At 41.4% G+C, this 24,574-nt stretch carries 24 protein-coding genes; 2 read left to right on the top strand and 22 right to left on the bottom strand.

Features of this window, described 5'->3' with window-relative positions:
• Positions 1 to 225: 225 nt before the first annotated feature.
• From G7Y42_RS00655 to G7Y42_RS00635, 5 genes are all read right to left on the bottom strand, one after another.
• The gene (locus tag G7Y42_RS00655) at positions 226 to 2,301 is read right to left on the bottom strand and encodes an LTA synthase family protein (RefSeq protein WP_165002893.1); all 2,076 of its coding nucleotides are present in this window, start codon (positions 2,299 to 2,301) and stop codon (positions 226 to 228) included.
• 214 nt (positions 2,302 to 2,515) lie between these two features.
• Positions 2,516 to 2,935 (bottom strand): hypothetical protein, encoded by a 420-nt coding sequence (locus G7Y42_RS00650; protein WP_165002891.1) that lies wholly within the window; start codon positions 2,933 to 2,935, stop codon positions 2,516 to 2,518.
• A 150-nt stretch (positions 2,936 to 3,085) separates the two neighbouring features.
• Entirely contained in the window at positions 3,086 to 3,712 is a 627-nt protein-coding gene (locus tag G7Y42_RS00645; protein WP_241161884.1) for a hypothetical protein, read from the bottom strand.
• A 302-nt stretch (positions 3,713 to 4,014) separates the two neighbouring features.
• On the bottom strand, positions 4,015 to 5,406 hold the full coding sequence (locus G7Y42_RS00640; protein WP_165002889.1) for a glycoside hydrolase family 1 protein: 1,392 nt from the start codon (positions 5,404 to 5,406) through the stop codon (positions 4,015 to 4,017).
• The gene (locus G7Y42_RS00635; RefSeq protein ID WP_165002887.1) at positions 5,407 to 6,411 is read right to left on the bottom strand and encodes a LacI family DNA-binding transcriptional regulator; all 1,005 of its coding nucleotides are present in this window, start codon (positions 6,409 to 6,411) and stop codon (positions 5,407 to 5,409) included.
• A gap of 393 nt (positions 6,412 to 6,804) precedes the next feature.
• On the opposite strand from G7Y42_RS00635, the gene G7Y42_RS00630 reads away from it, so the two are divergent.
• Complete coding sequence (locus tag G7Y42_RS00630) at positions 6,805 to 7,218, top strand: hypothetical protein (RefSeq protein ID WP_165002885.1); 414 nt, start codon at positions 6,805 to 6,807, stop codon at positions 7,216 to 7,218.
• 108 nt (positions 7,219 to 7,326) lie between these two features.
• A complete protein-coding gene (locus tag G7Y42_RS15190) occupies positions 7,327 to 7,509 on the top strand; it encodes a hypothetical protein (protein ID WP_346773678.1) in 183 nt (60 codons plus the stop codon).
• A 54-nt stretch (positions 7,510 to 7,563) separates the two neighbouring features.
• On the opposite strand, the gene G7Y42_RS00620 is transcribed toward G7Y42_RS15190, so the two are convergent.
• The 17 genes from G7Y42_RS00620 to G7Y42_RS00540 form a co-directional block, all read right to left on the bottom strand.
• Complete coding sequence (locus G7Y42_RS00620) at positions 7,564 to 8,265, bottom strand: deoxynucleoside kinase (protein ID WP_165002881.1); 702 nt, start codon at positions 8,263 to 8,265, stop codon at positions 7,564 to 7,566.
• Positions 8,266 to 8,280: 15 nt separating this feature from the next.
• On the bottom strand, positions 8,281 to 8,721 hold the full coding sequence (locus G7Y42_RS00615) for a nucleoside 2-deoxyribosyltransferase (protein WP_165002879.1): 441 nt from the start codon (positions 8,719 to 8,721) through the stop codon (positions 8,281 to 8,283).
• On the bottom strand, positions 8,721 to 9,296 hold the full coding sequence (locus G7Y42_RS00610; protein ID WP_165002877.1) for a TIGR00730 family Rossman fold protein: 576 nt from the start codon (positions 9,294 to 9,296) through the stop codon (positions 8,721 to 8,723). The genes G7Y42_RS00615 and G7Y42_RS00610 overlap by 1 nt, the downstream gene beginning before the upstream one ends.
• Positions 9,297 to 9,707: 411 nt before the next feature.
• Positions 9,708 to 11,579, bottom strand: a complete 1,872-nt coding sequence (locus G7Y42_RS00605; protein WP_165002875.1) for an ABC transporter ATP-binding protein — start codon at positions 11,577 to 11,579, stop codon at positions 9,708 to 9,710.
• The gene (locus G7Y42_RS00600; protein WP_165002874.1) at positions 11,569 to 13,305 is read right to left on the bottom strand and encodes an ABC transporter ATP-binding protein; all 1,737 of its coding nucleotides are present in this window, start codon (positions 13,303 to 13,305) and stop codon (positions 11,569 to 11,571) included. Before G7Y42_RS00600 ends, G7Y42_RS00605 begins: the two co-directional genes overlap by 11 nt.
• A gap of 325 nt (positions 13,306 to 13,630) precedes the next feature.
• Complete coding sequence (locus G7Y42_RS00595; RefSeq protein ID WP_277424413.1) at positions 13,631 to 14,176, bottom strand: D-lyxose/D-mannose family sugar isomerase; 546 nt, start codon at positions 14,174 to 14,176, stop codon at positions 13,631 to 13,633.
• Positions 14,152 to 15,249, bottom strand: coding sequence for a PTS fructose transporter subunit IIC (locus G7Y42_RS00590; RefSeq protein WP_165002872.1), 1,098 nt, complete (start codon positions 15,247 to 15,249; stop codon positions 14,152 to 14,154). Before G7Y42_RS00590 ends, G7Y42_RS00595 begins: the two co-directional genes overlap by 25 nt.
• Before the next feature lie 18 nt (positions 15,250 to 15,267).
• A complete protein-coding gene (locus G7Y42_RS00585) occupies positions 15,268 to 15,576 on the bottom strand; it encodes a fructose PTS transporter subunit IIB (protein ID WP_165002870.1) in 309 nt (102 codons plus the stop codon).
• Complete coding sequence (locus G7Y42_RS00580; protein WP_165002868.1) at positions 15,573 to 16,463, bottom strand: ketose-bisphosphate aldolase; 891 nt, start codon at positions 16,461 to 16,463, stop codon at positions 15,573 to 15,575. Before G7Y42_RS00580 ends, G7Y42_RS00585 begins: the two co-directional genes overlap by 4 nt.
• 16 nt (positions 16,464 to 16,479) lie before the next feature.
• Positions 16,480 to 16,944 carry a PTS sugar transporter subunit IIA gene (locus tag G7Y42_RS00575; protein ID WP_165002866.1) on the bottom strand — a complete coding sequence of 155 codons (465 nt, stop codon included), beginning with the start codon at positions 16,942 to 16,944 and terminating at the stop codon, positions 16,480 to 16,482.
• Between the two features lie 92 nt (positions 16,945 to 17,036).
• On the bottom strand, positions 17,037 to 17,189 hold the full coding sequence (locus tag G7Y42_RS00570) for a CAT RNA binding domain-containing protein (RefSeq protein WP_165002864.1): 153 nt from the start codon (positions 17,187 to 17,189) through the stop codon (positions 17,037 to 17,039).
• A 766-nt stretch (positions 17,190 to 17,955) separates the two neighbouring features.
• Positions 17,956 to 18,963 (bottom strand): sugar kinase, encoded by a 1,008-nt coding sequence (locus G7Y42_RS00565; protein ID WP_165002862.1) that lies wholly within the window; start codon positions 18,961 to 18,963, stop codon positions 17,956 to 17,958.
• On the bottom strand, positions 18,960 to 19,715 hold the full coding sequence (locus G7Y42_RS00560; RefSeq protein ID WP_165002860.1) for a KDGP aldolase family protein: 756 nt from the start codon (positions 19,713 to 19,715) through the stop codon (positions 18,960 to 18,962). The genes G7Y42_RS00565 and G7Y42_RS00560 overlap by 4 nt, the downstream gene beginning before the upstream one ends.
• 15 nt (positions 19,716 to 19,730) lie before the next feature.
• Positions 19,731 to 20,825: a DgaE family pyridoxal phosphate-dependent ammonia lyase gene (locus tag G7Y42_RS00555; RefSeq protein WP_165002858.1), complete on the bottom strand. Its 1,095-nt coding sequence runs from the start codon at positions 20,823 to 20,825 to the stop codon at positions 19,731 to 19,733.
• Positions 20,809 to 21,921 carry an amidohydrolase/deacetylase family metallohydrolase gene (locus G7Y42_RS00550; protein ID WP_165002856.1) on the bottom strand — a complete coding sequence of 371 codons (1,113 nt, stop codon included), beginning with the start codon at positions 21,919 to 21,921 and terminating at the stop codon, positions 20,809 to 20,811. Before G7Y42_RS00550 ends, G7Y42_RS00555 begins: the two co-directional genes overlap by 17 nt.
• Positions 21,922 to 21,929: 8 nt before the next feature.
• Positions 21,930 to 23,018: a MupG family TIM beta-alpha barrel fold protein gene (locus tag G7Y42_RS00545; protein ID WP_165002854.1), complete on the bottom strand. Its 1,089-nt coding sequence runs from the start codon at positions 23,016 to 23,018 to the stop codon at positions 21,930 to 21,932.
• A 34-nt stretch (positions 23,019 to 23,052) separates the two neighbouring features.
• Positions 23,053 to 24,387 (bottom strand): PTS sugar transporter subunit IIC, encoded by a 1,335-nt coding sequence (locus tag G7Y42_RS00540; protein ID WP_165002852.1) that lies wholly within the window; start codon positions 24,385 to 24,387, stop codon positions 23,053 to 23,055.
• Positions 24,388 to 24,574 lie beyond the last annotated feature (187 nt).

Raw genomic sequence — 24,574 nt, 5'->3', positions numbered from 1 at the left:
ATTTCTCCTTTATGGGTTGAATTTATCAGCAGATTTTTTCATGAAGAACAAGACAACGGAGTGAGTGTGACTCTTTTTTTCTCACGGACCCGACTCTTAGAACCCCTCAATAGAAAAAATTCTGCTGCATTCATTAAATAAATACGCTAAAAGAAGAAACTTTACGAAAAATAATAAAAAAACTTCTAAAAAGTTGAGATTTCCCAACTTTTTAGAAGCAACTCTTTATTTGGTTGAAGAAGCATCTATCGGATAAAGATCCTGCGTCGATTTATTCCCATTTTTGGAATAGACGCTTGTTGAATTGCCGCCTTTTTGTTTTTCAATCGCTGCATTTCGCTCTGCTTCATTCTGGTAATCATATTGTTTCGGATCAATGGTCTGGAATCCGTCAGGGACATAAAACCGCAAAAGATTTTCCTGATTCAGTTTATCAGAAAGACTCAATGCTTTCTTGACTTGTTCCTGATCTTTGGCAATCTCTTCAGCGACTCCAGCACTCTTTGGATCGATCACTTTTCCGGTCTTATTCGCATATGTTTTACCGCCTAGCTCCGTATAATCCGGTGTCACGAAATTGCCGTTTCGAAAAGCTACGACTTGATCGTGTTTTGGAGATAACAGATCTGTGCCGAAATGGATATAGTTCTGATCATCCACACCTACGAGATGGAGCAGTGTTGGCAACACGTCGATCTCTCCGCCATATTCATGATCGACTTCTCCTTTTGTATAACCTGGGATATGGAACATCAGAGGTACTCTTTGCATTTGTGCATTGTCGAATTCATTCCAAGTATCTGGATCTTTTCCAAGAGCTGTCGCCAGATCTTTATTATCTGTATTCGAGATACCGAAATGATCGCCGTAGATCATGAATATCGACTGCTGATAGATACCTGATTTTTTCAGATACGTAAAGAACTGTTCCAGAGATTGGTCGAGATAATGAGCGGTACGAACGTAATTATCGACTGTACTATTCCCTGTGTTCAAGGATGGAAAATCAAAATTCTGATCATCCGTATAATATGGCGTATGGTTCGTGACAGAAAGAAATTTCGCATAAAACGGCTGCTGCAGATGCTCAAGATAAGGAACAGATTCCCGGAATAAATCTTTGTCCAAGATCCCATACCCTAATGTCTCATCGGATTCATTAAAATAAGAACGGTCAAAGAAGTTATCATAACCCATGTTTTTATAAACATGATCCCTGTTCCAGAAACTAGCGACGTTCCCATGAAAAACTGCACTTGTATACCCTTGTGTTTGACTCAAGATAGCTGGTGCAGCTTGGAAGACATTGTCCGAGCCAAGTTCCGTGAAGAGAGAGCCTTGCGGTAAGCCGAATGTGCCAGTTTCCAGCATATTTTCTGCATCGCTCGTCTTCCCTTGTCCTACTTCATGGAAAAAGTTGTCAAAGCTGATCGTTGACTGGTTTTGGAACAGACTGTTCAAGAAAGGCGTCACTTCCTGCCCATCGACTTTCATATTGATCAAAAACTGCTGGAAGCTTTCTAAATGAAGAACGATGATATTCCTTCCTTTAGCGATCCCAAAAGTCTCAGGATTAGGTTCAGCGTAATGCTGTTTCGTATAAGCCAATACATCGTCGATCCCGTTACTGCTTGCATGGGCTCGAACACTGCTTGTCATTCCGGTTTTGATCCCATCATAGATCGTATAGGCATCGATTCCCAAATACTTCACGATATATGAACGATCGAATGTCCGTTGCAGTAATTGCGGGCGATTTGCTTCACTCAACGCCAGATTCCCGGAAAAAATCAGGACGGAAAGACAGCTGACGGCAACAGCCATTGATTTCGTGACAGGTTTGCTTTTCAAAGGTATCTTCTTTATGAACATCCACGAAAGAATCCCTATGAATACGAGGATATCGAGCCAGTAAATCAGATCATGCGGCTTCATCAGCGAAAAGGAGCTTCCTGATAGTCCTTGCGAGACTTTTGAAAAACCGAGTGCTGATTTCACCGTGATGAAATCCGTGAATTCCCGATAAAAAATAATATTCAAATATAACAAAAGTGTATTAAGGATATCGACGATCAGAAGAAAAATGAGCGCCGGTCTCACTTTCTTTATATATAATGAGAGCCCGAAAAACAGCAAGGTTGTCGCAATCGGATTGATCCATAAAATAAAATACTGGATACTCCCTTCTACGCCCAAAGAAAAATCTGTGTAATAGGCAATGATCGTTTTAAGCCAAAAGAAAAACGCGGCGATCAAAACGACCGTTAGACGATTTTGGCACAATTTTTTCAGTTGTGTCACAGTTATCACTTCTCTCTACGTATTTTTTATTATTCTGCTCCTAAAAAATGAAATTTTTATAAAAAAAACATCAGCTTAAGATTTTTTTATTATTTATTAAGATTCTGTATTTACGTAGAAATCATTAGGGCGGTAATTTCGAGGGAAAGATCCTAATGCTGCTTTTAGCGACCTCAAGCTCTCCTTAGTCAGCAGATACCACTCTTTTCGTTTTTTATTCCGCTTCATAAATCAGCTGAAAATTATTTTTTTTATCTACCATGGATGGATTGTATTCTCCTTCGCTAAATATCAGATTTTCATCCCCATTTTCCATCAAATATTCCCTGGTGGTATTTTCTTCCAACACTGTCAGATCAGGGTCTTTATACAATTTGTCTCTGACTACAAATACATACGAATTGAAATCTTTTTCTGAATAATAGATCTCTTTTATACTTTCTTTATTCAGATCCTCATGAAAAGAAGATGTGTCCCGTTCTTTTCTGGACATATGAAAGCACTGATTTTCTTTTTCCATAAAAGAAGCCATTGCCTCTTGTGCTTGCGCATCAAATTGATTTTTTTGGCTACTGCAAGCCCCCAACACCCCAATAGCAAGAATTAATAACAGATACTCAAATGCTTTTTTCATTCAATCACTCCCATCGACTATTATAACAAACTTCCTTTCTCTTTTAAGCCTCCGAACGGATTTTATTCTAAATGCAAATGTCTTTGATACCGAAAAAGAGCAGTCCGCTTTCTTTTGCGGACTACTCTTTCGTTCGTTCTTTTTCTATTGTTAGGGATTAAATCCCTGGTTTTGCGTACTTGTATCATAATCGTTGAGATTGGTCCCGACCGGATCACTTTCTCCAGATGTATCAGAGGATGAGGTACCAAGATTTTCTGAATCTGCGCCCGCCGTATTCGAAGTCTGCGTTTTCTCTGTGTTTTTCTTCACTTTTTCGTTCGTTTTTTTCCAATCTGCTAAACGGCTAGCCACTACTTTGGCATCTACTTTTTCAGAAAAACGTTTGATCACTTTACCGTTTTTCAAACGTGCCAGCTTTTCTCCGCTGTTCGATAACACGAGCACCGTCAATCGTTTGTCCTTGTATTGATACTGTCTGAGAGAAATAGCACTTAATACATCATCAATATTGATGAACTGGTTTTCTTCTTTTGTTTTCGGAAGGTAGATTTCTAATTCGCCTTTTTCATAATTCGCTGTTATTTTGTAATCTTCCCACCAATACGTCTTAAATTCTTTTTTGAATTTATCTACTGATTCTTTACTTGCTACGATTTCTTCTGTGTTTTTTTGAGCGAGATCTGCTGTCATTTTCCCCGAGACTGCCGCGGATAAAATAAGCAGCAGGAAAAATCCAGCTAACCAAAAGAGAAGAAATGGTCTCTTTTTTCTCATGCCTTCCTCCACTCCTATTCGATTTTGACTATTCCATTATATACAAAAATGGGATAGAAAGACAAAAAAGTTAAAAAAAGAAGTGAAATAATGGACTTTATTTTTTCGAAGGAAAAAGGAGGTGTGACCAAAGACTTGTCATACCTCCCTTTTCCGAATAAACGGTGTTCAAAAGCTTGCATCTACGATAATAAGCCCAACCAAACAAAAAATAGGAAGAACTATTTTTATTTGGCTGTTCTTATTATTTGATGTAGGACAGCTTTGTTACAACCTCTTATTCTCTATCACTCATTCATTTTTCAAAATCCATTGTTATCAGCAACTTCTTTGAACCAGTGGCCCGATTTTTTGATGGTACGTTTCCCATTTTGATCCAGATCTACTGAAATGAATCCATAGCGATTTTTATAGGCATTTGTCCATGACCAGTTATCCATACACGTCCACATATGGTAACCTAAGCAATTTGCCCCTTCTTGGATTGCTTGATGTACATATTTCAAGTGTTCTCGTACAAATTCGATTCGATAGTCATCATGGATCATCCCGTCTTCTTGAAGGAAGCGTGATTCGTTTTCGACACCCATCCCGTTTTCTGAGATAAAGCAATCGATATTGCCATAATGATTCCGTACATTGATCAATATATCATAGATGCCTTTTTCGTAAATTTCCCAGCCGCGATAAGGGTTCATCTTCCGATTCGGCATTTCGTAATTATCGAAGTAATCTTCTGGCATCGGGCTGTTTTCGACATCGATTGGGGTCTCTTTTTCTTTGATCCGTCGTGGTTGATAATAGTTGATTCCGAGAAGATCGACTGTGTTTTCCCTGATCAGTGCAAGATCGCCTTCTTGATGTTCTGGCACGATCCCAAGTTCTTTGATGATTGTGATCAGATCTTCGGGAAATTCACCTTTCACTGCAGAGTCTAGAAAAGAACGGTTGAAAAACGCATCAGCTATCCGAGCTGCTTTTACATCTGCTTCGTTTGTTTCATCACGAGGATAGCTTGGTGTCAAATTCAAGATGATCCCGATCTTCCCCTCTTGTTCCATGGAATGATAGGCACGGATCGCCAGTGCAGAAGCCAAGGCCTCATGAAATCCCACTTGGACTGCCTTTTTCATATTTGATTCCTCTGGATAATGCCAACGATACAAATAGCCAGCTTCTACTGGGACGATCGGTTCGTTGTGTGTGAACCATTTTTTGACCTTCGAACCAAACAGTTCAAAGCAAGTCTTTGCATACTTTTCATATGCCAGGACTGTTTCGCGGTTCAACCAACCGCCTTTTTCCTGTAAATACATCGGCAGATCAAAATGGTACAGATTCATGAATGGTTCGATACCGTTTTCAATCAATTTATCTAAATAATCATTGTAAAAACTGACTGCTTCTGGATTGATCTCGCCCGTTTCGTCCGGAATCAAGCGACTCCATTGGATGGATGTTCGAAAAGAATTATGGCCGGTCTGCTTCATCAGCTGTACATCTTCTTTATATTTGGTATACACTTGTGATGCTTTGTCAGGACCTACTTTATTGAAGAATTTTTCAGGTTCTATTCCATACCAGTAATCAAAAATATTCTCCCCTTTTCCGTCACCTGGGACACGTCCTTCTGTTTGCGGTCCGCTCGCAGCAGACCCCCACCAGAAATTTTCTGGAAATTGATATCGTTTCATCTACTCGCCTCTTTCTTCGTTTGTTTTCTTCTCTACATTGATTCCATCGATCTCATTTTCGATAACGATGACTTTCCCTGCACTGATTTCTTGGTTTTTTATCCGTTTCAATAACAGGTCTGCGGCACATTCCCCGATTTTTTCGGTAGGAGGTGTGATCGTTATCTGGGGAAGATTGCTCCGACTGTTTTTATCTAGATAATCATAGTGGCTGAACGCAATGTCTTGTCCAATGCGTACACCCTCTTGATTGAAACATTCGAGTACACCGATCGACATATTGTAATTACTGACGAACAGTGCTGTCACCCCTTTTTCTAACAACTCTTTTGCTCCAGCAAACCCGCTTCGTCTGGAATAATCACCTGTAAAAACTTCCAATTGGCTTTGAGGATATGCTTGGATCGCGTTCCTAGCTCCTGCTAAGCGTTCGCGTGCCGCATAATCTGTTTGTGAGGCAGCAATAAACCCGATCTTTTGATGACCAGATGCTGCATAATGACGGATGACTGTTTCCACGCTTTTTCGATCATCAATAAGGATCGAATCGATCGTGTTCACTGTCTTCGGACAATTCAATGCAACTATTGGGATTTCGATTTCCCCTAGTTCTTCGATGCCTGACCACTCTTCTTCCGATAAAAAAACGATCAATCCATCTACTGCATGTTTCGTCAAATGGTCGACTTTACGGCTGATCAGCTCTTGTTCTCCTGTGAATCCACTGAGTAACAAGCTATACCCGTTTTCTTCTGCTACTTTTTCGATTCCTGTAATGACTTCGGATCCAAATCGGCTTGAGATGCCATTGATCAGCAGACCGATCGAAAAACTTCGATTGTTTTTCAATCCTTTGGCGATGATGTTTTCCTTATAATCCAGCGTTTTGATAGCTGCTTCAATTTTTTCTCTATTTTCTTCTTTTAACTGCTGTCCATTCAAGTAACGTGAAACGGTCCCAACCGCCACTCCTGCTAATTGTGCGACATCTCGAATCGATGACATATTCCTTCACTCCTGCTAGCTCCACTCAATTGCTATTTTTCATTTGTTGTTCATAATTACTAGACGATGATGATCATCTTCTGATCGTTTATAAGTTCAAAGATTTTTTATTGGGTTCTCCTTTTCCTATTTCTCAACCGTAATTGAACCGGTTCATTTATAAATATAACATGTTTCTCTGTTTTTGCAACCACTTTCTTCAAGCGTTTTCTCGTGTTGTTTTGAAGAGATTGGCCTTTCTTGGATAAACAACGAATTTTTCGAAAAAACTTCTCTTTTTTTCACTTTCTCTTTGTTTTTATTCCTTTATCTGGATTTTTTCTCTCACATCCGTTTCAAGTTCCAGTCTCCAATGGTATAATTTCCTTATCCTATTATATGGGGGCAATTTTTTTGAAGAAATTAATCATATTGATGGCTTTGGTGACAGGTATTTTTACTTTAACTGGTTGCAACACAGGTCAATCAACAGACAAAACGACTGAAACCACCACTTATCAAGCGGATAAAGCGGATATTACTGACAGCATCTACACACTCAAGGTTCGGGAAGACTTGAATCTGGTGAGCGGAACGATCAAATTTACGGATAACAAGATGGAATGGACGCGAGAATACGATATCAAAAGCTCCGATTCTTCTGAGGAAATGGACAAAAAGACAACCTTGACAGATATTAAAATTACAACAGACAAGAATGTCTACACCATTTCTGGGAAGCAGAATGACAAAAACGTAAAAATCTCCTTTACGAAAATCGGGAACTATCGAATCAAGGATGAAGATGGGAACATCTACAGTCTGTAAGTATGATTGATCGATTCTTTTGTAAAATTTCTTAACATTCTTTGTTTCTCTCTCACTTTTCTGTTATATTGGATACGCATATCAGTGACAGAGGAGAGAAAAATGAACATATTTGATAGTCATGATTACTGTACATGTACGGACAGTAAAAATATTCATACAGAATTTAGCGATCAAGGCAGTCTTAGTATTTGTGACCACTGCCATAAATTAGTCAAAGATTCGTTTAAATCTTTTGACATGTACGCAGCTGAAAGCCATAAACGAAATTCTGTGAAAATGAAAAAATAAAGAAAACCTGCAGTAAAGCCGATTCGACTTATGCTGCAGGTTTTCTGTTCATATTCAGCCTAATTCCTGACCTTTTGCATGTTGATTATCTGTGAAATATCTACCAGCCGGCTTTCCTTCTAACTCGGCCAGTTTTTCTTGAATCTGCAAGATCACTTCTTTGGCATGTTCTGGTTTTTCGACAAAATCATATTTGTCGCCATCGATTTGGATTTTTGGGCACACATCGAAATCTTCGTACCATTGATTGTAACGTTGATTCAATGATTCGTAATAGTTATACAGCGTTTCATCGCTTTCTAACTGTTCATAATCGCGTCCGCGTTTTTTGATCCGTTTCAGCATCGTATCCAAAGAGACTTTGATGTGAACCATCAGATCCGGCCGTTTTTTCGGTGCTACATCGTCTAGTTCATTCAGCATCGTGTCCAGCAAGCTGTCATATTGCTTCACTTCGATATCTGTTACCCGACCTAAGTCTGCATTCAAATGAAACAGCAGACTGTCTTCATAGATCGAACGATCCAGCACGTTGTCATCATTGACTAGTGCGTTTTTCATTGCTAAAAAGCGTTTATTCAAAAAGAAAATCTGCAATAAAAATGCGTACTGCTCCGGATTCGAATAAAAAAGCGGCAATACTTCATTATCCTCTACGTTTTCATAAAAAGGTTTAGAATCGATTTCGTTCGCAAGCATATCTGTCAAACTGCTCTTGCCTGCGCCGATTGTTCCTGAAATTAATATCACTGACATGTCATCCTTCCTTTTCTATAAATATTCGCCAACATATGGTGTGACAGGAAGCGTATTGAAATCATAGTCGCGTACTTCCTGGTCTTTTTTCAAATAAGTATGCAGACTTTGTGTGACCATCAAGTTCGTAGGTACCGTTTCTTCTTGGAAAATGATCATCGGTTTTTTCAGCATGGTTGCGACACCTAGTTCATACGCAGTTCCCGGATCGATCGTCTGATGTTCAAAATCAAGGATCGCTACCACGAAATCAGCATCAGTCAGCTCTTCCATATCTTTTTCATAGACTTCTTGTGCCCAGCCTGCACTAAATATTTCATAGTTGCTTTCTTGATGATGTCTTGGAGAATAAAAATCTGTGACTGTCGGGTTTTCCTCCAATGCTTTTTCGATACGGCTTACTCGATCGATTTGTTCCTCCGAAAAAAATGGACCTGCTAGATAAATTTGACTCATTATTTTGCCTCCTTCAATAATGTATGGTTTCTATTTGCTTCTGTACGCAAACGATCGACAAGTTCTAATGGATTATTTGAAAAAAACACACGTTCCATCCATTTTGCGTCCATGAATCCTTCTTTAGCAAATGTTTCTAATAATAACTTCAAGCCTGTATAATAACCACCGATATCTAAAATACCGATTGGTTTGTCCGGCGTCAGACCAATGGCGATCCAAGAAAGCAGTTGAGAAAATTCTTCTAATGTTCCAAGCCCTCCTGGAAAGACCAAGACAGCATCACATTTTTCAAACAGCAATACTTTTCGTTCGTCGATGGTATCTGTTGGGATAAACGTGGTGACGTCTGTCCCTGGCAACTCTGTTTCGAAAAGCCCTGTAGGATAGATCCCTGTGACTTTTCCATCATTTTCTAAGACCGTTTTGCTGATCGTTCCCATGATCCCAGAATAGGAACCGCCATAAACGAGCTCGATTTCTTCTTGTGCCATATATTTTCCTAACGTTTGAGCAATAAATTTATAACTTTCTTTATTGCCGAAACGGGAACCGCAAAAAACTGTAAGCTTCAAAAAAAACACTCCCTAACTCAAAACTCTATTTTTATTCTACGCTTGTTTTTTTAAAATAAAAGACTAGATTTTGTATTTTTTTAGTGGTATAAGAAACACAAACCACCATATATAGTGTTTTTGTCTAAAGGAATTTTTTTGTCTAATTTCAGCTTTCGAATTTAAAAATAACGATTTAAAAAAGAATTGAAACGACTTTCTTTCGTACAGGCACACGAAATTGATCCGATTTCTTAATAACACTATTTATTTTTAGTGTTTTTTATCCCGCTGTTTCCTATAAGATTATCGCCATAGCTATTTCTCTCAGTGATTGTTATGTTTCACTAAAAACGAATGTTCCTCAAAACAAAGGAGCTGTGACAAAGGTCTTGTCGCAGCTCCTCTTTTTCGAATAAATGGTATTCAATGTTATACAGTTTTGAAAGATCCTGTGTACAATTGATAATATTCCCCTTGTTTGGCAATGAGTTCCTCATGATTCCCCCGTTCAATGATTTTACCTTGATCAAGCACCATGATCGCATCTGAATTCTGGACAGTGGATAACCGGTGTGCGATCACGAATACCGTTCGCCCTTCCATCAAAGAATCCATTCCTTTTTGGACAATCGTTTCTGTACGCGTATCAATGCTTGAAGTTGCTTCATCTAGAATCAGTACAGGTGGATCAGCAACTGCAGCACGCGCAATGGATAGAAGCTGTCTTTGTCCTTGTGACAGTGAATTGCCGTCATCACTTAATTCCGTTTCATAGCCATTCGGGAGCTGACGAATGAAATGATCAGCATTCACAAGCTTTGCTGCTTCATATACATCTTCGTCGGTTGCATCTAGTTTCCCATAACGGATATTTTCCTTGATCGTTCCAGTAAATAAATGCGTATCTTGCAGAACGACGCCTAAGGATCGCCGTAAAGAAGCTTTCTGGATATTGGTGATGTCTATGCCGTCATAGGTGATTGTTCCTTTCTGGATATCATAGAATCGGTTGATCAGATTAGTGATCGTTGTTTTTCCTGCGCCAGTGGCTCCAACAAATGCGATTTTTTGTCCTGGTTTTGCAAATAGCTGGATGTCATGGAGGATTACTTTGTTCGGTTGGTAACCAAAAGTCACATGCTCGAAGCGTACCTCTCCCTTTAATTCGACATACGTATTCGTATGTTCTCCAGATGTTTTCCATGCCCATTTTCCTGTGCGTTCTTTTGTTTCTCTGATCGTTTTGTCTGCTGTTTCCTCGATATTCACTAGCTCTATAGTCCCTTGGTCCTCTTCTGGTTTCTCATCGAGCAAATCAAATATCCGCTGCGCTCCTGCTAAAGAAAGAATGATTGCATTGAATTGCTGAGAAATCTGAGAAACCGGCATCGTGATACTTTTTGTAAACTGGACAAAAGAAGCAATACTCCCTAAGGTCAACGCAGTGACACCTGTGATCGAAAAAATGGCACCGATCACTGCAGTCAGCAAATACGTAAAGTTTCCGATATTTCCCATGATAGGCATCATGATATTGGCATAGGTGTTCGCTTTCGTCGAATTTTCTTTCAGCGCATCATTTAATTTGATAAAATCTGCGATTGCTTCAGGTTCATGGTTGAATACCTTCACTACTTTCTGTCCTTCAATCATCTCTTCTACATAGCCGTTGACCTGACCAAGCGAATGCTGCTGCAATGAAAAATACTTGCCGCTTTTGCTTCCCAATGTCCGAATAATAAAAACCATCAGTGAGACCATCAGCAAGACAAAAAAAGTCATTGGTATATTGAGGATGAACATCGCGATCACTAGAGCCGTAACAGTAACCAATGCAGAGAATGTTTGCGGTATGGATTGGCTGATCATCTGTCGTAACGTGTCGATATCATTCGTATATCTGCTCATGATATCTCCTGTGGCATTCGTGTCATAATAACGAATCGGCAGCTTTTCCATATGGGTAAACATCTCATCACGTATATCCTTCAGTATCCCCTGTGATACGGTCACCATCGTCCGATTATAGACATACGTGAAGAAAGCTCCTGTTAAGTACATCGCTCCCATCAGCAGGATCATCTGGAATAAAGGCGTAAAATCAGGGGACTGCTGCTTAGAAAGAGGTTCGATAAACCGATCGATCAATTGTTTTGTAAAGCTGATCCCGATCGCATTAGTCGCAGCACTAATGAGGATACTGATGAAAACGATGACTAAGCGCAGTCGGTATGTTCTTGTCGCATAGGAAAAGATACGTTTCAACAGCTTGATTGCGCTGACTTGCGGTTTATTCTTCACTGATTCGGCCTCCTTTTATCTGGGATTCATAGACTTCTTGATAAATCTTGTTTTTATCCAATAATTCTTCATGTGTCCCCATCCCGTTGATTTTCCCTTCATCCATCACAATGATCCAATCCGCCTCTTGGATCGAAGAAATACGTTGAGCCACGATGATTTTGGTTACATCCGGCAGTTCTTCGAGAAGCGCTTGGCGTATCCTTCGATCAGTTTTTGTGTCGACCGCACTTGTAGAGTCATCTAAAATCAAGATTTTAGGATTCTTCAGTAATGCGCGTGCGATCGTCAGCCGTTGTTTTTGTCCACCAGAGACATTCGTCCCTCCCTGATCCAAGATCGTCTCATATCCATCTGGAAAGGCTTGGATAAAGCTGTCTGCTTGAGCAAGCTTAGCTGCATGTCTGACCTCTTCAAATGTAGCTTCCTCGTTCCCCCAACGGAGATTTTCAAGAATGGTGCCCGAAAACAAGGTGTTCTTTTGTAAAACCATCGAAACCTGATCCCGAAGCGTCACTAGATCGTAGTCTTTTACATTATTTCCTGAAACATAAACTGCTCCTTCAGAAACATCATATAAACGGGGAATCAACTGGATCAGCGAAGTCTTCCCGCTTCCGGTTCCACCGATAATCCCCACTGTCTCGCCAGATGATATACGTAGACTGATATGCTTTAAATCTGATTCTGCTGATTGGTCATGGTATTTGAATGCCACGTCTTTAAACTCGATCTCGCCGTTTTCTATCTCTTTTGTTGCGTTGCGTGGACTTGTCAATGTACTATTTTCTGTTAAAACTTCTGAGACACGTTCGACAGAGGCTTCTGAGATCACGATCATGACAAAAATCATCGAAACCATCATCAAACTGTTCAAAATCTGCATCATATACATGATAAAACTCGTCAATTCACCTGCACTCATTGAACCGCCAACGACATATTTGGCACCGAACCAATACACGATCAACAATGAACTATAGATGGCAATCTGCATGATTGGGCTATTTAAAGCGATGATTTTTTCTGCCTTCATGAAAATCCGCTTGATCTCTTCAGAAGCTTGTTTGAACTTTTCGATTTCTTTGTCTTCACGTACATAAGATTTCACCACCCGTACACCGTTGATATCTTCTTGCACTGTCTGATTCAGCCGGTCATATTTCCGAAACACTTGGATAAAATATGGATGGACTTTATATACGATCCCAATCAAAATAGCTGCGACAACCGGAATGATGATCAGAATATCTAGCGCTAATTTGGTATTGGTGTAAGCAGCCATCGTAAAAGCAAAAATGATCGTAAATGGCGCTCGAATAATCGTTTTCAGTACCATCTGGAATGCGTTTTGGATATTCGTAATATCTGTTGTCAGCCGAGTGATCAAACTCGAAGCTGAAAACCGGTCAATGTTTTCAAAAGAAAATGTCTGGATATTTTTATAGATATCTTCGCGGAGATTCCCAGCAAAGCCTGCCGATGAATCAGAAGAAAATTTCCCGCCTAAAATCCCGAATGTCATCGAAAGACATGCGATCAAGCACATCAGCAGACCGATTTTCAAAATATAACCGATATCTTGTGTGCCGAATCCGCGATCTAAAATTTTTGCCATCAGAAATGGCAGCATGACTTCCATCGAGACTTCCAATGCCATGAACACCATCGTAAAGAAAGATGGTTTTTTATACTGCCTCAATGATTTACCTAATGTTTTATACATCTTCCACATTCCCCCTTATGATAAAAGTAACACTCCTTACTTCATCCATTTCCTCAATGATATGTATCTCTGTTTTTTCCACTTCTACGTATCAAGATATGATCTGCATCACACTGCAGCTATTCCCCCTTTGCTAGATGTCCCAGATACTTACTTAGAATAACTATTTTTTTATTATAGTCTTCCATTTTCTGAATAATCAATAAATTATCACGCTTCTTTCTGTATTCTCATAAACAGCCCAAAAAGAACAGAATCATCTGAACGCATCTCAAAAAAGCCTAGAGAACAATGAATTTCTTCATCCTCTCTAGGCTTGTCCGTCTCATCGTTTGATTCTTGGATCGGTAAAAATGTCACTTGCATCATCACTGCTAGACGAAAATTCTGAGATGACTGCCCCTTCTTTTCCAGCTTGGAACCAATGTCTATGATCTGGTTCGATCGTATATTGTTCCCCGGGGTGAAGGACCACTTCATGCTGTGCAGTGTAATAGTTCTCCTGACCTTTTGGAATCTTGCATGAGTGATTCTTGTCACTTATGCAAGATTCCACATACAAATACACCAGTCCTTTCCGGCATCTGAAAGTTTCTTTTTTCCCTTCCATGTTTCCACGAGGCGGATGCCGATGTTCAGGACAAGTTTGAAAAGGAAGCAAAACAAGTTCCTTTGCACAATAACGTTCATTGTTTTCGTAGACAAATAGGTTGAGTCCTTCATTTTCGATGTTCCCTAATCCAAAATCAGCATATTCGATTTTTGCAAGCTCCTCCTCGGTGAACACCATGCCGGAAGACAAAAACATTTGCCGAACCAGTTCTTTATAATGGAGATTTTGAGGATTCAGCTGATCGTCAAGTCTTCCCATGAGACCTCCTCCTCTTCTTTTTCAACGACAATGATCTCAGCATCGGGATCTACTGGTTTTTTCAGAAGTAGGATCGTCAAGGCAGTCGCTGAAGAGCCAAGCAGCAAAGCGCCCATGAACGCCCATGGTCGAGTCATCGTAGCAACAGCAAACATACCAGAAGCTGGTATCCGGCTGTCCGCGCCCCATAACATACTGAACCCTCCGCCAACTGCGCCTCCGATGCCAGTCGCAATGACATTGCGTACTAAATCATTCAGTACGATCGGAAAACACCCTTCAGTGATCTGACAGATTCCCATGGGAAAAGCTGTTTTCAGCGTCTCGATTTCTTGACGATTGAAAATATTCTTTTTGACCAATCTGCCTAAAAAGAATGCAAGTGTCAAACCAAATGGCGTGACCATCGATGCTAAGATCAGGACAGTAAGCGGCTCATATATCCCTTCTGAGAATAGGGCAAAGACAAACGCAAAGACAACTTTATTGATGGCTCCGCCGTAATCGATCGATGATAATACACCGATGATCGCGCCATAGATGAAGAGCGAAGAAGTGTCCAGATCACGCAAATAATTTGTGAGCAGACTCGTTGCCCAGTTGATTGGTGTCCCGATCACGTAGTACATAGTCAAACCGGCAACTAGCGAGCTGAGAAAAGGGATCACCAGTGTCGGCATCAGTCCTTCCATCCATTTTGGCACTTTGATCGCTAAAGTCAGTCCCATAACGACAAGTCCTGACAAGTATCCGCCGACTAGTCCGCCAAGAAAACCGGCACCGATACCACTAGCTACCATCCCGATGATCAAGCCAGGTGCGATCCCTGGCTTATCAGCAATCGAATAAGAGATCGCACAAGAAACGATCATCGGCAGCAGCCCCAAACCGTATCCGCCCATCGTAGTCATAGTATCAGCAAAAGTGAATCCTTCCGCAAATTGTTCAATCGTCTGCCCATCCATCATATTTCCGACAGCCAACAGAAAACCTGAAGCAACGACGATCGGCAGGAAAAAGGAAATGGCCGTCATCAGATGCTTCTTGAAACCGATCGCTTTTATCTTTTCCATAGATGTTTCCTCCAGTCTTCACTTGATCATCTCTTCTAGTTTCTCAATCAGCTTGTTCGGAGATTTTACAACTAGACTTGTCGGGATTTCCACGAGTCGCTTTCCCTTGAACCGTTCTTTTCCGCTGATCTTGATGTCTGCAGCGATCACGACAATATCTGCCTGTTCGATCGCTTTTGCTGCTAGTGTATCTTGAGTGCCCGCTAGTCCCTGGGTTTCGATTTGGATCTGATGTCCTCGGTCTTTCGCTGCTTGGATGAGCTTTTCCTTTGCGATATACGTATGAGCGATCCCTGCTGTACAGGCTGCGATCCCTACGATCTTCATTCGTCATCCTCCTTCTTGTTTGTGTAATATCTTGCTTTGTCTTCTGCTTTGAACAATCTGATTTTTTCTAAAGCGATCTTCTTCGTTTCTTCCATACATGGCGGGAACAGCATATTCGGTTCTCTGATCTCCTGATTTTCTCCATTCAGTATTTCCCGTAGTTTTTCCGCAAAAACAATCTTGATGTCACTTGAAATATTGATCTTATTGATCCCCATACTGACAGCTTTACTGATTTCTTCATCTGGATTGCTTGATCCTCCATGTAAGACAAGCGGAATATCCGTTAGCATTGCGATATCTTTCAGAATATCCAAGCGCAATTTAGGTTCGATGTCTTTTGGATAGATGCCGTGGGCTGTCCCGATGGCTACAGCAAGACTGTCGATCCCTGTTTCTTCGATAAATGCCTGCGCTGTCTTTGGATCTGTATAGATGATCTCACTCACCCCGCCTTCTACCGTATTCCCGGTATCGCCGATCGTCCCTAATTCTGCTTCTACGGAAACGCCGACTGCGTGAGCAGCCTCGACCACTTTTTTTGACAACTTGACATTTTCCTCATAAGAACAATGAGAGGCATCTATCATCACCGAAGTAAAGCCTAGCTGGATCGCATGGATGACTTGCGTGAAATCAGCTCCATGATCGAGATGGATACAGACGGGCACTGTGGCTTTTTCTGCTGCATATTTGACTTGTGCAACGAAACTGTCTGTCAGGAAACACAGCTCTTCTGGATGGATTGCGATCATGACAGGTGAACTTGCTTCCTCACAAGCTTCGATCACTGCATTGAGCAGCTGACCTGAACCTGCGTTGAAGGCTGGTACAGCAAATCCTTTTTTCTTTGCAACTGATAGAATCTCTTTTCCTGTAACTAACATGATAGTAAACTCCTTTTTATTTGTTTTTTGTGAATAAATCGTATAATTCCTCAATGGTCGAAGTTTCTTTCAATTCCTTGATAAAATGATCTTTTGCTAATAGCCTCGCCACCTTCTGCAATACCTGGATATGTTCGACATTGGCCTCTTCTGCTTTTACTGCAAATAAAATCACCACAGATACATTTTCGTCATCCAATGTCTCCCAAGGGATCGGCTGCTTTAATGTAGCTGCTGCAACGACCGTTTGGTTCACGGCTGATGATTTTCCGTGCGGGATAGCGATCCCTTGTCCGATACCCGTAAGCCCTTCTTTTTCTCTCTGATAGATAGCGGTCAAAAAAACAGCAGTATCGGAGATCATCCCTTGTTTTTCAAGCAAATCGGTCATCTCTTTCAAAATCTGTCTTTTGGTCTGCGATCTAGAACCAGCGATCAAAAGATCTTTGCGGATAATACTAGTTATATCAAGTGCTGTCATATTTCTCCTTTCTTTACTAAAAAACAGGCCTGACTCATTCCGCCGAAACGAAATGGGTCAAGCCTGCCAGACAGTAACTCCCCGAATTGATCTCATATTTTTTGATAGATACTTTCGATATCCTTCACATCGATCGAATCTCCGATCTTGCGTCCAAACCCGATCCCTCGTTTGATCAGTACCCACTCCCCTTTCTCCGATTTTGCGACGATTGCATTGTGATTCAGCACTAAGATCACCTGCATCCGCTTGCTCCTTTCTTTTCAATGATAGAAAACAGCCAAATCAAAAACCGGCTTTCATAATAAAGTTACGCACGATCTGCCTACTTTTTTCTTGAAAAACAAATTTTTTCCACTGACCTTTTTGCTGGCTGCCACTCAAAACGAAAAGATAATTTTTGTTTCCAGTGGTTTTGTCCTTGGGTGTCGGTCAGACAAAAAAAGGCATTGAACACGAAATGTCCAATCCCCTTCGCACAGCAAATAAAACGCATACATTTTGTTGAAATTTCTCCTCAAAAGGCTGGATTTCTACCTTCAGATTCGATACAATGAACAAGGTTGATGTATTTACATTGACTATGGCAAACTTGTCTGGTCACGTGTGTTGACTTTTCAAGGCCTCTGATTTTAGCTGCCACTAGAATCAGAGGTGCCTTTTTTTATTTGGCTGTCTCTATCTGCCATTTATGATACTGATAGCGTAACCAGTAGTCAAGAAAAACATAAAAACTGCGAAAAACTGGGCTGTTTTTGGGGCAAGTTTTTGTAAAAACATTTCTTTTGTTTTGGCATTTCCTGATCCCTTTTGTTTCTGTGGTTGCTCTATTTCTTTTCAATATGTTGAAAAAGTACATTCATTCGCTTCTTCTTCGCCTATATTATCCTCTCATGTGTTTTTTTAGCTTTATGTAATTGTCTTGGTGTACTCCTCTTCGTTTGCTTTCAGCTACTTTAGTGAAAACAAGGCTAGGACAAAAAACGGTCCTAACCTTTTCACCCTAAATGTTTACCGGATCAAGTCTGTTTCTGGTTCATTCAACAGTCGTTCTACCTGTCTTCGAGTGGTCAATGGCACATCGCCTTGGATCGAATGGGCAAGACGGGCGTTCCCTAAAGCAAATTCCACTGTCTCAACTAATGGCCATCCTTTTACATAACCAAACAAGATCCCGGCGGCAAATGCGTCACCCGCACCGATTCGATCAAGCACCTCTAAAGGATATACCTTTGTTTCTTCTGTTTCTTTCTGGGTGATCAAATAGCCGCTCAAATATTTTTTTCCTTCTGAAGCTGTCCGTTTCGTCCCAGCAAACCATTGGATCTGATAATACACTAGGAATGACTGGATAAAGGCCACAGAGTCTTCTTCCGGAGAAGACGGATCTGTCCACTCCATCAATTCCACAAGATCCCGAACAGAACCGAATAACAGATCACAGTAAGGCAAGATCGCTTCATAGCGTTTTTTTATTTGTTCTTTTTTCCCTTTCTCCTGATTCAAACTGGGACGGAAATTAAAATCGAAGCAGACTTTCTTTCCTTGTTCATGCGCTGTTTTTGCAAGAAGAAGTGCAGTGTTCGCTGTATTGTCCGTCAAACACAAGCTGATTCCGCAAATATGGACAAGATCGACAGCATCAATGAAACCATTGACCTGATAATCTGCAAAAGAGGAAAGACCGAACGAACTGTTTTTTCGATTCTGATAAGTGATCTCCGTTGGTCGAATCCCGTATCCCATCTCCGCAAAATAAGTCCCGATATGCTGATGCTGCTGGATCACATATTTCGTCTGGATACCTAAACTATTCAAACTTGCTAATGCGGCTTTTCCTAAACGGTTGTCCGGCAATGACGTCAGCAGATAACTTTCAATGTCAAAATGGGCAAGATTTCCGACAAGATTCACACCTGTTCCTGTGTACGCCATTCGAAGGGTATGCGTCTGTTCCAGCATCAGATGTTCAGGAGGCGTCAGTCGCAACATCACTTCACCAAAGGCACCTATTTTCATATTTGCTCACCTTGTTCCATGATTTTTTTCATCAAACGAAGAAGTTCGCGGACATCTTCCGGTTTTGTTTTTCCTGTCTCGGGATCAATGATCGAACTGTACACATGCGGAATGATTTTTTTGACACCTGCATCAACGGCGATCTGAACGATTTGTTCAAAATTGTCTAAGTCGATCCCGCCAGTTGGCTCCAGATAGAAGTCATTTGCTGCACATGCGTCAGCAACTGCTTCATATTCTTTCAGATGTTCCAGTCCTTTCATCGGGAAAAATTTGATCGAGCTTCCTCCCATATCCTGCAGCAGACGGATCGCTGTGTCGATCGTCACGACACCAGCTGTTCCTTGTGAGCTCAATGGACCTGTCGCGATATTGACGTAGCCTTCTTTACCTGTTGGTGAGATCAGACCGTTCACGATCGTTTCAGATTGACGTAAGACGGCCCGTGAAGCTCCTACACCTGTGAATACCTGATTGACATGCTGAGGCTGCAGTTTCTCTGCTAAGCGAGTCACCATCTGGCTCTGATTCGGATCGCCTGCTCCTAAGCCGATCGACAAAGCGTTGTTTACTGCTTGCTGATATTTTTCCATATCGGCTAATGCTTCATCGTCAGTAGCATAGTTTTTTGAGAGCACACCTAATAGAATATGTCCTTCTGCTGCTTCATAGCATTCGATCGCATTTTCTACTGAATGAGCTAATACATTCAAACATAACTTGTCTTCTAAATAATTTGGGGTCAATGACATGAGCGATTCTCCTTTTTATTGCATGATCTCGTTTAATCGTGCAACGATTTTTTTCATTTCTTTCTGATTGACTGAACGGATATCGAACTCAATGATCCCGTTGTTCGCTTGATATTCACGAGTATAGATAGCCGGATCTTTTTCTTTGAGTTCAGTGATTACTTGATGTGCTGTTTTTCCACCTGAGATCCTCACACTAGCACGATAGATTTCCCTTCCTGCACCGTCTTGGACAATCGATGCATTCAGTCCACTGATCTGGTTAAGTTGTTCGATAAAAGGCTGCAGACGATCTTTCATTTCCTGACCTGATTCGCTTTCTTTTGCCAGATAATCTTCGACGGCTTGAGCAAAGCCCAGGATATTTTCTTTCCCGATTTTCATGGCACGTCCGATCCCTTTTGACTGCAGTCTTACCCAGGAAACATAAGGCTCTTTTCCGATGACCATCCCTGCACTTGGTCCTTCGATGGCTTTTGCGCCGGAATAGATCACTAGATCCGCTCCTTGCTTCGTATATTTCAGCAGGTCTTCTTCTGCTGCTGCATCAACGATCAATGGGACACCGAGTTTTTTTGCTATTTGGACAGCTTCTGCAACAGACAGCATGCTTTTTTGAACGGTGTGATGACTTTTGATATACAAGATCGCTGCAGTATTTTCCGTCAACGCCATCTCGATATGCTCTGGCGTGCACATGTTCGCATATCCTGCTTCAATGACTTGTCCGCCGCCTTGTTGGACCATCAATTCGACAGTTGTGCCATAGTCCACGTTATGTCCTTTTGGTAAAATGATCTCTTTTTTCTGGATTTTCTCCGAGTAGGGGTGATACAAATGTTTCAGATCTCCTTTTCCAATGACCGCTGCGATTGACTGTGCAATGCCTGCTGATGCCGAAGAAACGATCTGCACGTCTTCAACCGCAAGAAGCTTGGCTAAATAAGCACCGACTTGGCGGCTCAGCTCATCCATCTCAAAAAAATGTTCACCGCCGAAACGCTGCGCTTCAAGAACTTTTTCGGAAACCGTTGATACACCTAAGATCGTCATACGTCCAGAAGCATTGATGACTTCTTTTAGATCGAATTTTTCATAACTTACACTCATATTGCTGCCCTCCGATAATCACTTGTACAGGTCTGATCTGTTCCTCTGTTATTTTTTTGTTTCCATTCGAGTCCACTAACGTTTTGGGTTCAAAAACCCGTTCGAAAATCGTAAAATCTGCGTCATATCCTTCCTTGATCTTCCCTTTTCCATTGAGGTGGAAATTCTTCGCAGGGACAATCGTGACTTTCTCGATGATCTCTTTCCATGAATAACCGATCGTATGCATTTTTTCCATCGTAGTCGCTAGATCATAGACAGGTCCGTTCTTGCGGTTTCTTATATAGATATCCGTACTGATCGAATCTGCTTTGATCCCTTCACGGTAAGCGGTCTCAGCTACATGGAAATCGAAACTGTCTGTGCCGTGTCCAGTATCGAAAATGATCCCTCTTTTTTTTGCTTGGAATGCCAATGGCTTGATCTGCTGAGTATCTGTGTCTAGAATACCATTAGGCTTCCCGTTGAAACAATGAGTCATAATATCCCCTTCTTCTAGCAGCGCTAAGATCTCAGCTAAACGAGGCGGTGCCGAGCCGATGTGTACCATGAGTGGCAGCGGCTGATTCTCTTTCTGGATTCTTTTTGCCAACTGCAACGGTATGATGCCATTCTTCCCCACAACAGTCTTGCTCATCCGTGCTTTAATCCCGACAATAAAATCCGGGAGTTCCTGTATCTTTTTCTTCACTAATCCCGCTTGTACTTTTGTAAGATCAGCCAGTTCGTCCTGTTCGACGATCCCCCATTTCGAAATATTCAGTAAAGCATAGACATTCGTTTTTGCATTCTTCGCATGTTCATAAAAAACCGAGATATTTTCTGCGCCCGTCGTTCCTGCATCAATGACTGTCGTTACCCCTTTATTGATACCAATCTGATCCGGATAGTCATAATAAAGTGTCATCTCTTCAAAGCAATGGACATGGTCATCGATCCATCCAGCAGATACATATTGATGCGGGAGCAATTCGATTTCTCGCTTTCCTTTTTGCGTGATTTTCGGAGCAATTTGACAGATTTTCCCATCAGATACTCCAATCTCAATGATTTCTTCGTCTAGATTTCTGGCATTTTTAATCACTAAATCAAACATGGCCATTCCTACTTTTCTATGAATTTGAATTTAGACCAAGGCTTGATGAAGGGCAGTAAGAGCTGCTCTTCTGAAACGATAGTCCCAACTTTATTTTTTCTAGGGTCGCTATGCGGTTCTAAAACGATTTGCAATTCATTTTTATATTTACCGAATCCGTCATTCCCGATGACGACATCTCCTCTTTGGAATACGACTGCTGTATCATGCGCTTTGTTTTCTTCCATACGGTATTTTTTTCGTACTTCTGTCGAACGAACGACTTGAGCGGTTATATCTCCACGTCGTACATGCTGTTCATCTAATACGATCTGGCGCTCTACTTCATTGACTCTAGGCACAAATTCGATCGTAAAAACCGTCTGGTAACGGTCGATCTTTCCTAATGCTTCCAATTCTTTTTCAGAAGCGTATGCGTTTCCAATGATAACATCATCGATCAGATTAGTCGCAAATAGATGCTTGGCTGCAGCAGTTACTGGTAAATGTCGGTGAATCTCTAACGTTGCTAGCCCATCGTTGACATCCCAGGGTCCGATCGTTCCTGTTTGTGACGTAACAAAAGCAGCCGTTCGTATCCCTTGATTTTTGAAGCGTTTGCTGCAGGATTCAAAAAAATCATAGGGAAGGCCTGTTCCTTCTTGCGGATAAAAATTATGACAGCCGTATAAAAATGGCGTGTTTGCCTGGTATGTCAGAATATTGTCTAAATAAGCGACATCATTGCTCATATTCAGCTCGATCGCTAATTGATACGGATTATAGGTCAATGCTGCTTCTTTTCTTCCGTCGAATCCTTCATCCAAACGTATCCCGTCTGCACCGATTTCATGGAAAAAACGCAAGTCATCATAGGAGATCCCTAATTGTTCAAAAATCGCTGGTGCTACATCTAATATTGTCTCAAATCCTAGAGATTTCGCAAACAAAATCAGCTGCTGGAATTTTTTCTGAACGATCACTGGATCTTCCGTTACTTCTAGCATACTCATAAAAATCCGGTTAAAACCGTATCGGTGTGCCGTTTCGATATATTCTCGGTCTTTTTTCTCGTCACTATGATCGGGATAAAGAGAGATTCCTAAAGAACGTTTCATTCGAATTTCCTCCGTTTTTTGTTTTTCGTACCGATCAGACTTGCTCTTGTGTGATCACGTCTGTCAGATTTGCTGCTTCTTCCGCTTTTTCTTCTGCTTCTCGTGCAAGCTGCTGCTTTTCGAAGACCTTGAAAAACGGATAATAGATACCTAAAGTGATCAGAAAATTGGCAATCACTAATACCCCGGCTGCAACACTCCAGTTGGTACTCATCCAGGCAGCAATCGGTGCCGGCATAGCAAACGGCAAGCGAGCGACCATCATCGGCACGACACCACTGACGGTCAACAGATAAGACAGCGTCGTTGTGACTAACGGAGCGAGAATAAATGGGATACCAAGCACCGGATTCATGACTACCGGTGCCCCGAAAATCATTGGTTCGTTGATATTGAACAATCCTGGCAAGATAGACAAACGTCCTAAGCTTTTCAGGTATTTGGATTTCGAAAACATGAACAACACTACTAATGCTAGCGTCGTTCCTGCTCCGCCGATCCAAACATACCATTGGAGGAACTGTTCAGTAAAGATGTTCGGCATGTTATGGGCACTTGTCCCTGCGTTGAAGGCGTCGATATTCTCTGCAATCGAGATATCCCAGAATGGACGGATAACAGGTCCCATGATCGCCGGCCCATGGATCCCCAATACCCAGAAAAAGCAAATCAAAAAGACCGTCAAAAGACCACCGAATAAACTGTTCCCTGCTAAAATACCTTTCAGCGGCATCAGTAACTGACTCAAAAAGCCATTTAAATCAAACCCTAGCATGTGTCGGATGATCCAAAAGAAAATCAGAATCACTGCTCCCGGGATCAATGCAACGAAAGAATTCGTCACCTCGGGCGGCACACCATCCGGCATTTTGATCGTGATCTTTTTTTCAATGAAAAAGCGATAGATCTCTACTGAAATAATCGCTGTGACGATCGCACCGAATAAAGAACCTGATCCTAGGTTCGCAATATTGATATAACGTCCTGCGGTGATTCCTTCCATGTCCTCCAGTACTTGAGTTGGCGGTGCTGCCACGATCAAGAAGGACATCAGTGCCAAAATACCTGCAGTCAGCGAATCTACTTTATAACTTTTCGCTAATGAAGAAGCAATCCCAAATGTCGCATACAGTGCAAGGATACCCACAGTGTAGCGAAAAGGAATATCCAAGATTTCACGATAAGGCTCGATAACTGCTGCGACAGATGCAATGGGGATATTCAATAAAATCGTGAAAAAAGAACCAACGATCGTTAGCGGCATCGTCGCGATGATCCCTTTTCTGATTGCTGTCATGTGCCGCTGCGTTCCGATCCGGTTCGCTACGGGCATGATTTTTTGTTCGATCACTCCTACAAATTTATCCATTCCGCTCTCTCCTTTTATAACATTATAATGTTTATATCAAAACAATAACACATCCCATACACTATGTAAACGTTTTTCGAAACAAATGTTAGCTAACTAGCAGGACGAACTTCTAGAACTTCTACTAATGAAAGAGAAAAAAGGGCTGCGACAGTAATTTTGTCACAGCCCCTTCATTTCTAAAAAA

This window comes from Enterococcus sp. ZJ1622, from assembly GCF_011038845.1.
In the GTDB taxonomy this organism is placed as follows: Bacteria; Bacillota; Bacilli; order Lactobacillales; family Enterococcaceae; genus Enterococcus_B.
The sequence above is the reverse complement of the archived record's forward strand: the minus strand, read 5'-3'. Positions and strand labels throughout refer to the sequence as shown.

What these genes read in the sequence shown, in the direction of transcription:
- G7Y42_RS00650 (WP_165002891.1), bottom strand. Translation starts at nt 2,935, where the DNA reads ATGAAAAAAGCATTTGAGTATCTGTTATTAATTCTTGCTATTGGGGTG.
- G7Y42_RS00645 (WP_241161884.1), bottom strand. Translation starts at nt 3,712, where the DNA reads ATGAGAAAAAAGAGACCATTTCTTCTCTTTTGGTTAGCTGGATTTTTC.
- G7Y42_RS00640 (WP_165002889.1), bottom strand. Translation starts at nt 5,406, where the DNA reads ATGAAACGATATCAATTTCCAGAAAATTTCTGGTGGGGGTCTGCTGCG.
- G7Y42_RS00635 (WP_165002887.1), bottom strand. Translation starts at nt 6,411, where the DNA reads ATGTCATCGATTCGAGATGTCGCACAATTAGCAGGAGTGGCGGTTGGG.
- G7Y42_RS00620 (WP_165002881.1), bottom strand. Translation starts at nt 8,265, where the DNA reads ATGTCAGTGATATTAATTTCAGGAACAATCGGCGCAGGCAAGAGCAGT.
- G7Y42_RS00615 (WP_165002879.1), bottom strand. Translation starts at nt 8,721, where the DNA reads ATGAGTCAAATTTATCTAGCAGGTCCATTTTTTTCGGAGGAACAAATC.
- G7Y42_RS00600 (WP_165002874.1), bottom strand. Translation starts at nt 13,305, where the DNA reads ATGTATAAAACATTAGGTAAATCATTGAGGCAGTATAAAAAACCATCT.
- G7Y42_RS00595 (WP_277424413.1), bottom strand. Translation starts at nt 14,176, where the DNA reads ATGGGAAGACTTGACGATCAGCTGAATCCTCAAAATCTCCATTATAAA.
- G7Y42_RS00590 (WP_165002872.1), bottom strand. Translation starts at nt 15,249, where the DNA reads ATGGAAAAGATAAAAGCGATCGGTTTCAAGAAGCATCTGATGACGGCC.
- G7Y42_RS00585 (WP_165002870.1), bottom strand. Translation starts at nt 15,576, where the DNA reads ATGAAGATCGTAGGGATCGCAGCCTGTACAGCAGGGATCGCTCATACG.
- G7Y42_RS00580 (WP_165002868.1), bottom strand. Translation starts at nt 16,463, where the DNA reads ATGTTAGTTACAGGAAAAGAGATTCTATCAGTTGCAAAGAAAAAAGGA.
- G7Y42_RS00575 (WP_165002866.1), bottom strand. Translation starts at nt 16,944, where the DNA reads ATGACAGCACTTGATATAACTAGTATTATCCGCAAAGATCTTTTGATC.
- G7Y42_RS00570 (WP_165002864.1), bottom strand. Translation starts at nt 17,189, where the DNA reads ATGCAGGTGATCTTAGTGCTGAATCACAATGCAATCGTCGCAAAATCG.
- G7Y42_RS00565 (WP_165002862.1), bottom strand. Translation starts at nt 18,963, where the DNA reads ATGAAAATAGGTGCCTTTGGTGAAGTGATGTTGCGACTGACGCCTCCT.
- G7Y42_RS00560 (WP_165002860.1), bottom strand. Translation starts at nt 19,715, where the DNA reads ATGTCATTGACCCCAAATTATTTAGAAGACAAGTTATGTTTGAATGTA.
- G7Y42_RS00555 (WP_165002858.1), bottom strand. Translation starts at nt 20,825, where the DNA reads ATGAGTGTAAGTTATGAAAAATTCGATCTAAAAGAAGTCATCAATGCT.
- G7Y42_RS00550 (WP_165002856.1), bottom strand. Translation starts at nt 21,921, where the DNA reads ATGTTTGATTTAGTGATTAAAAATGCCAGAAATCTAGACGAAGAAATC.
- G7Y42_RS00545 (WP_165002854.1), bottom strand. Translation starts at nt 23,018, where the DNA reads ATGAAACGTTCTTTAGGAATCTCTCTTTATCCCGATCATAGTGACGAG.
- G7Y42_RS00540 (WP_165002852.1), bottom strand. Translation starts at nt 24,387, where the DNA reads ATGGATAAATTTGTAGGAGTGATCGAACAAAAAATCATGCCCGTAGCG.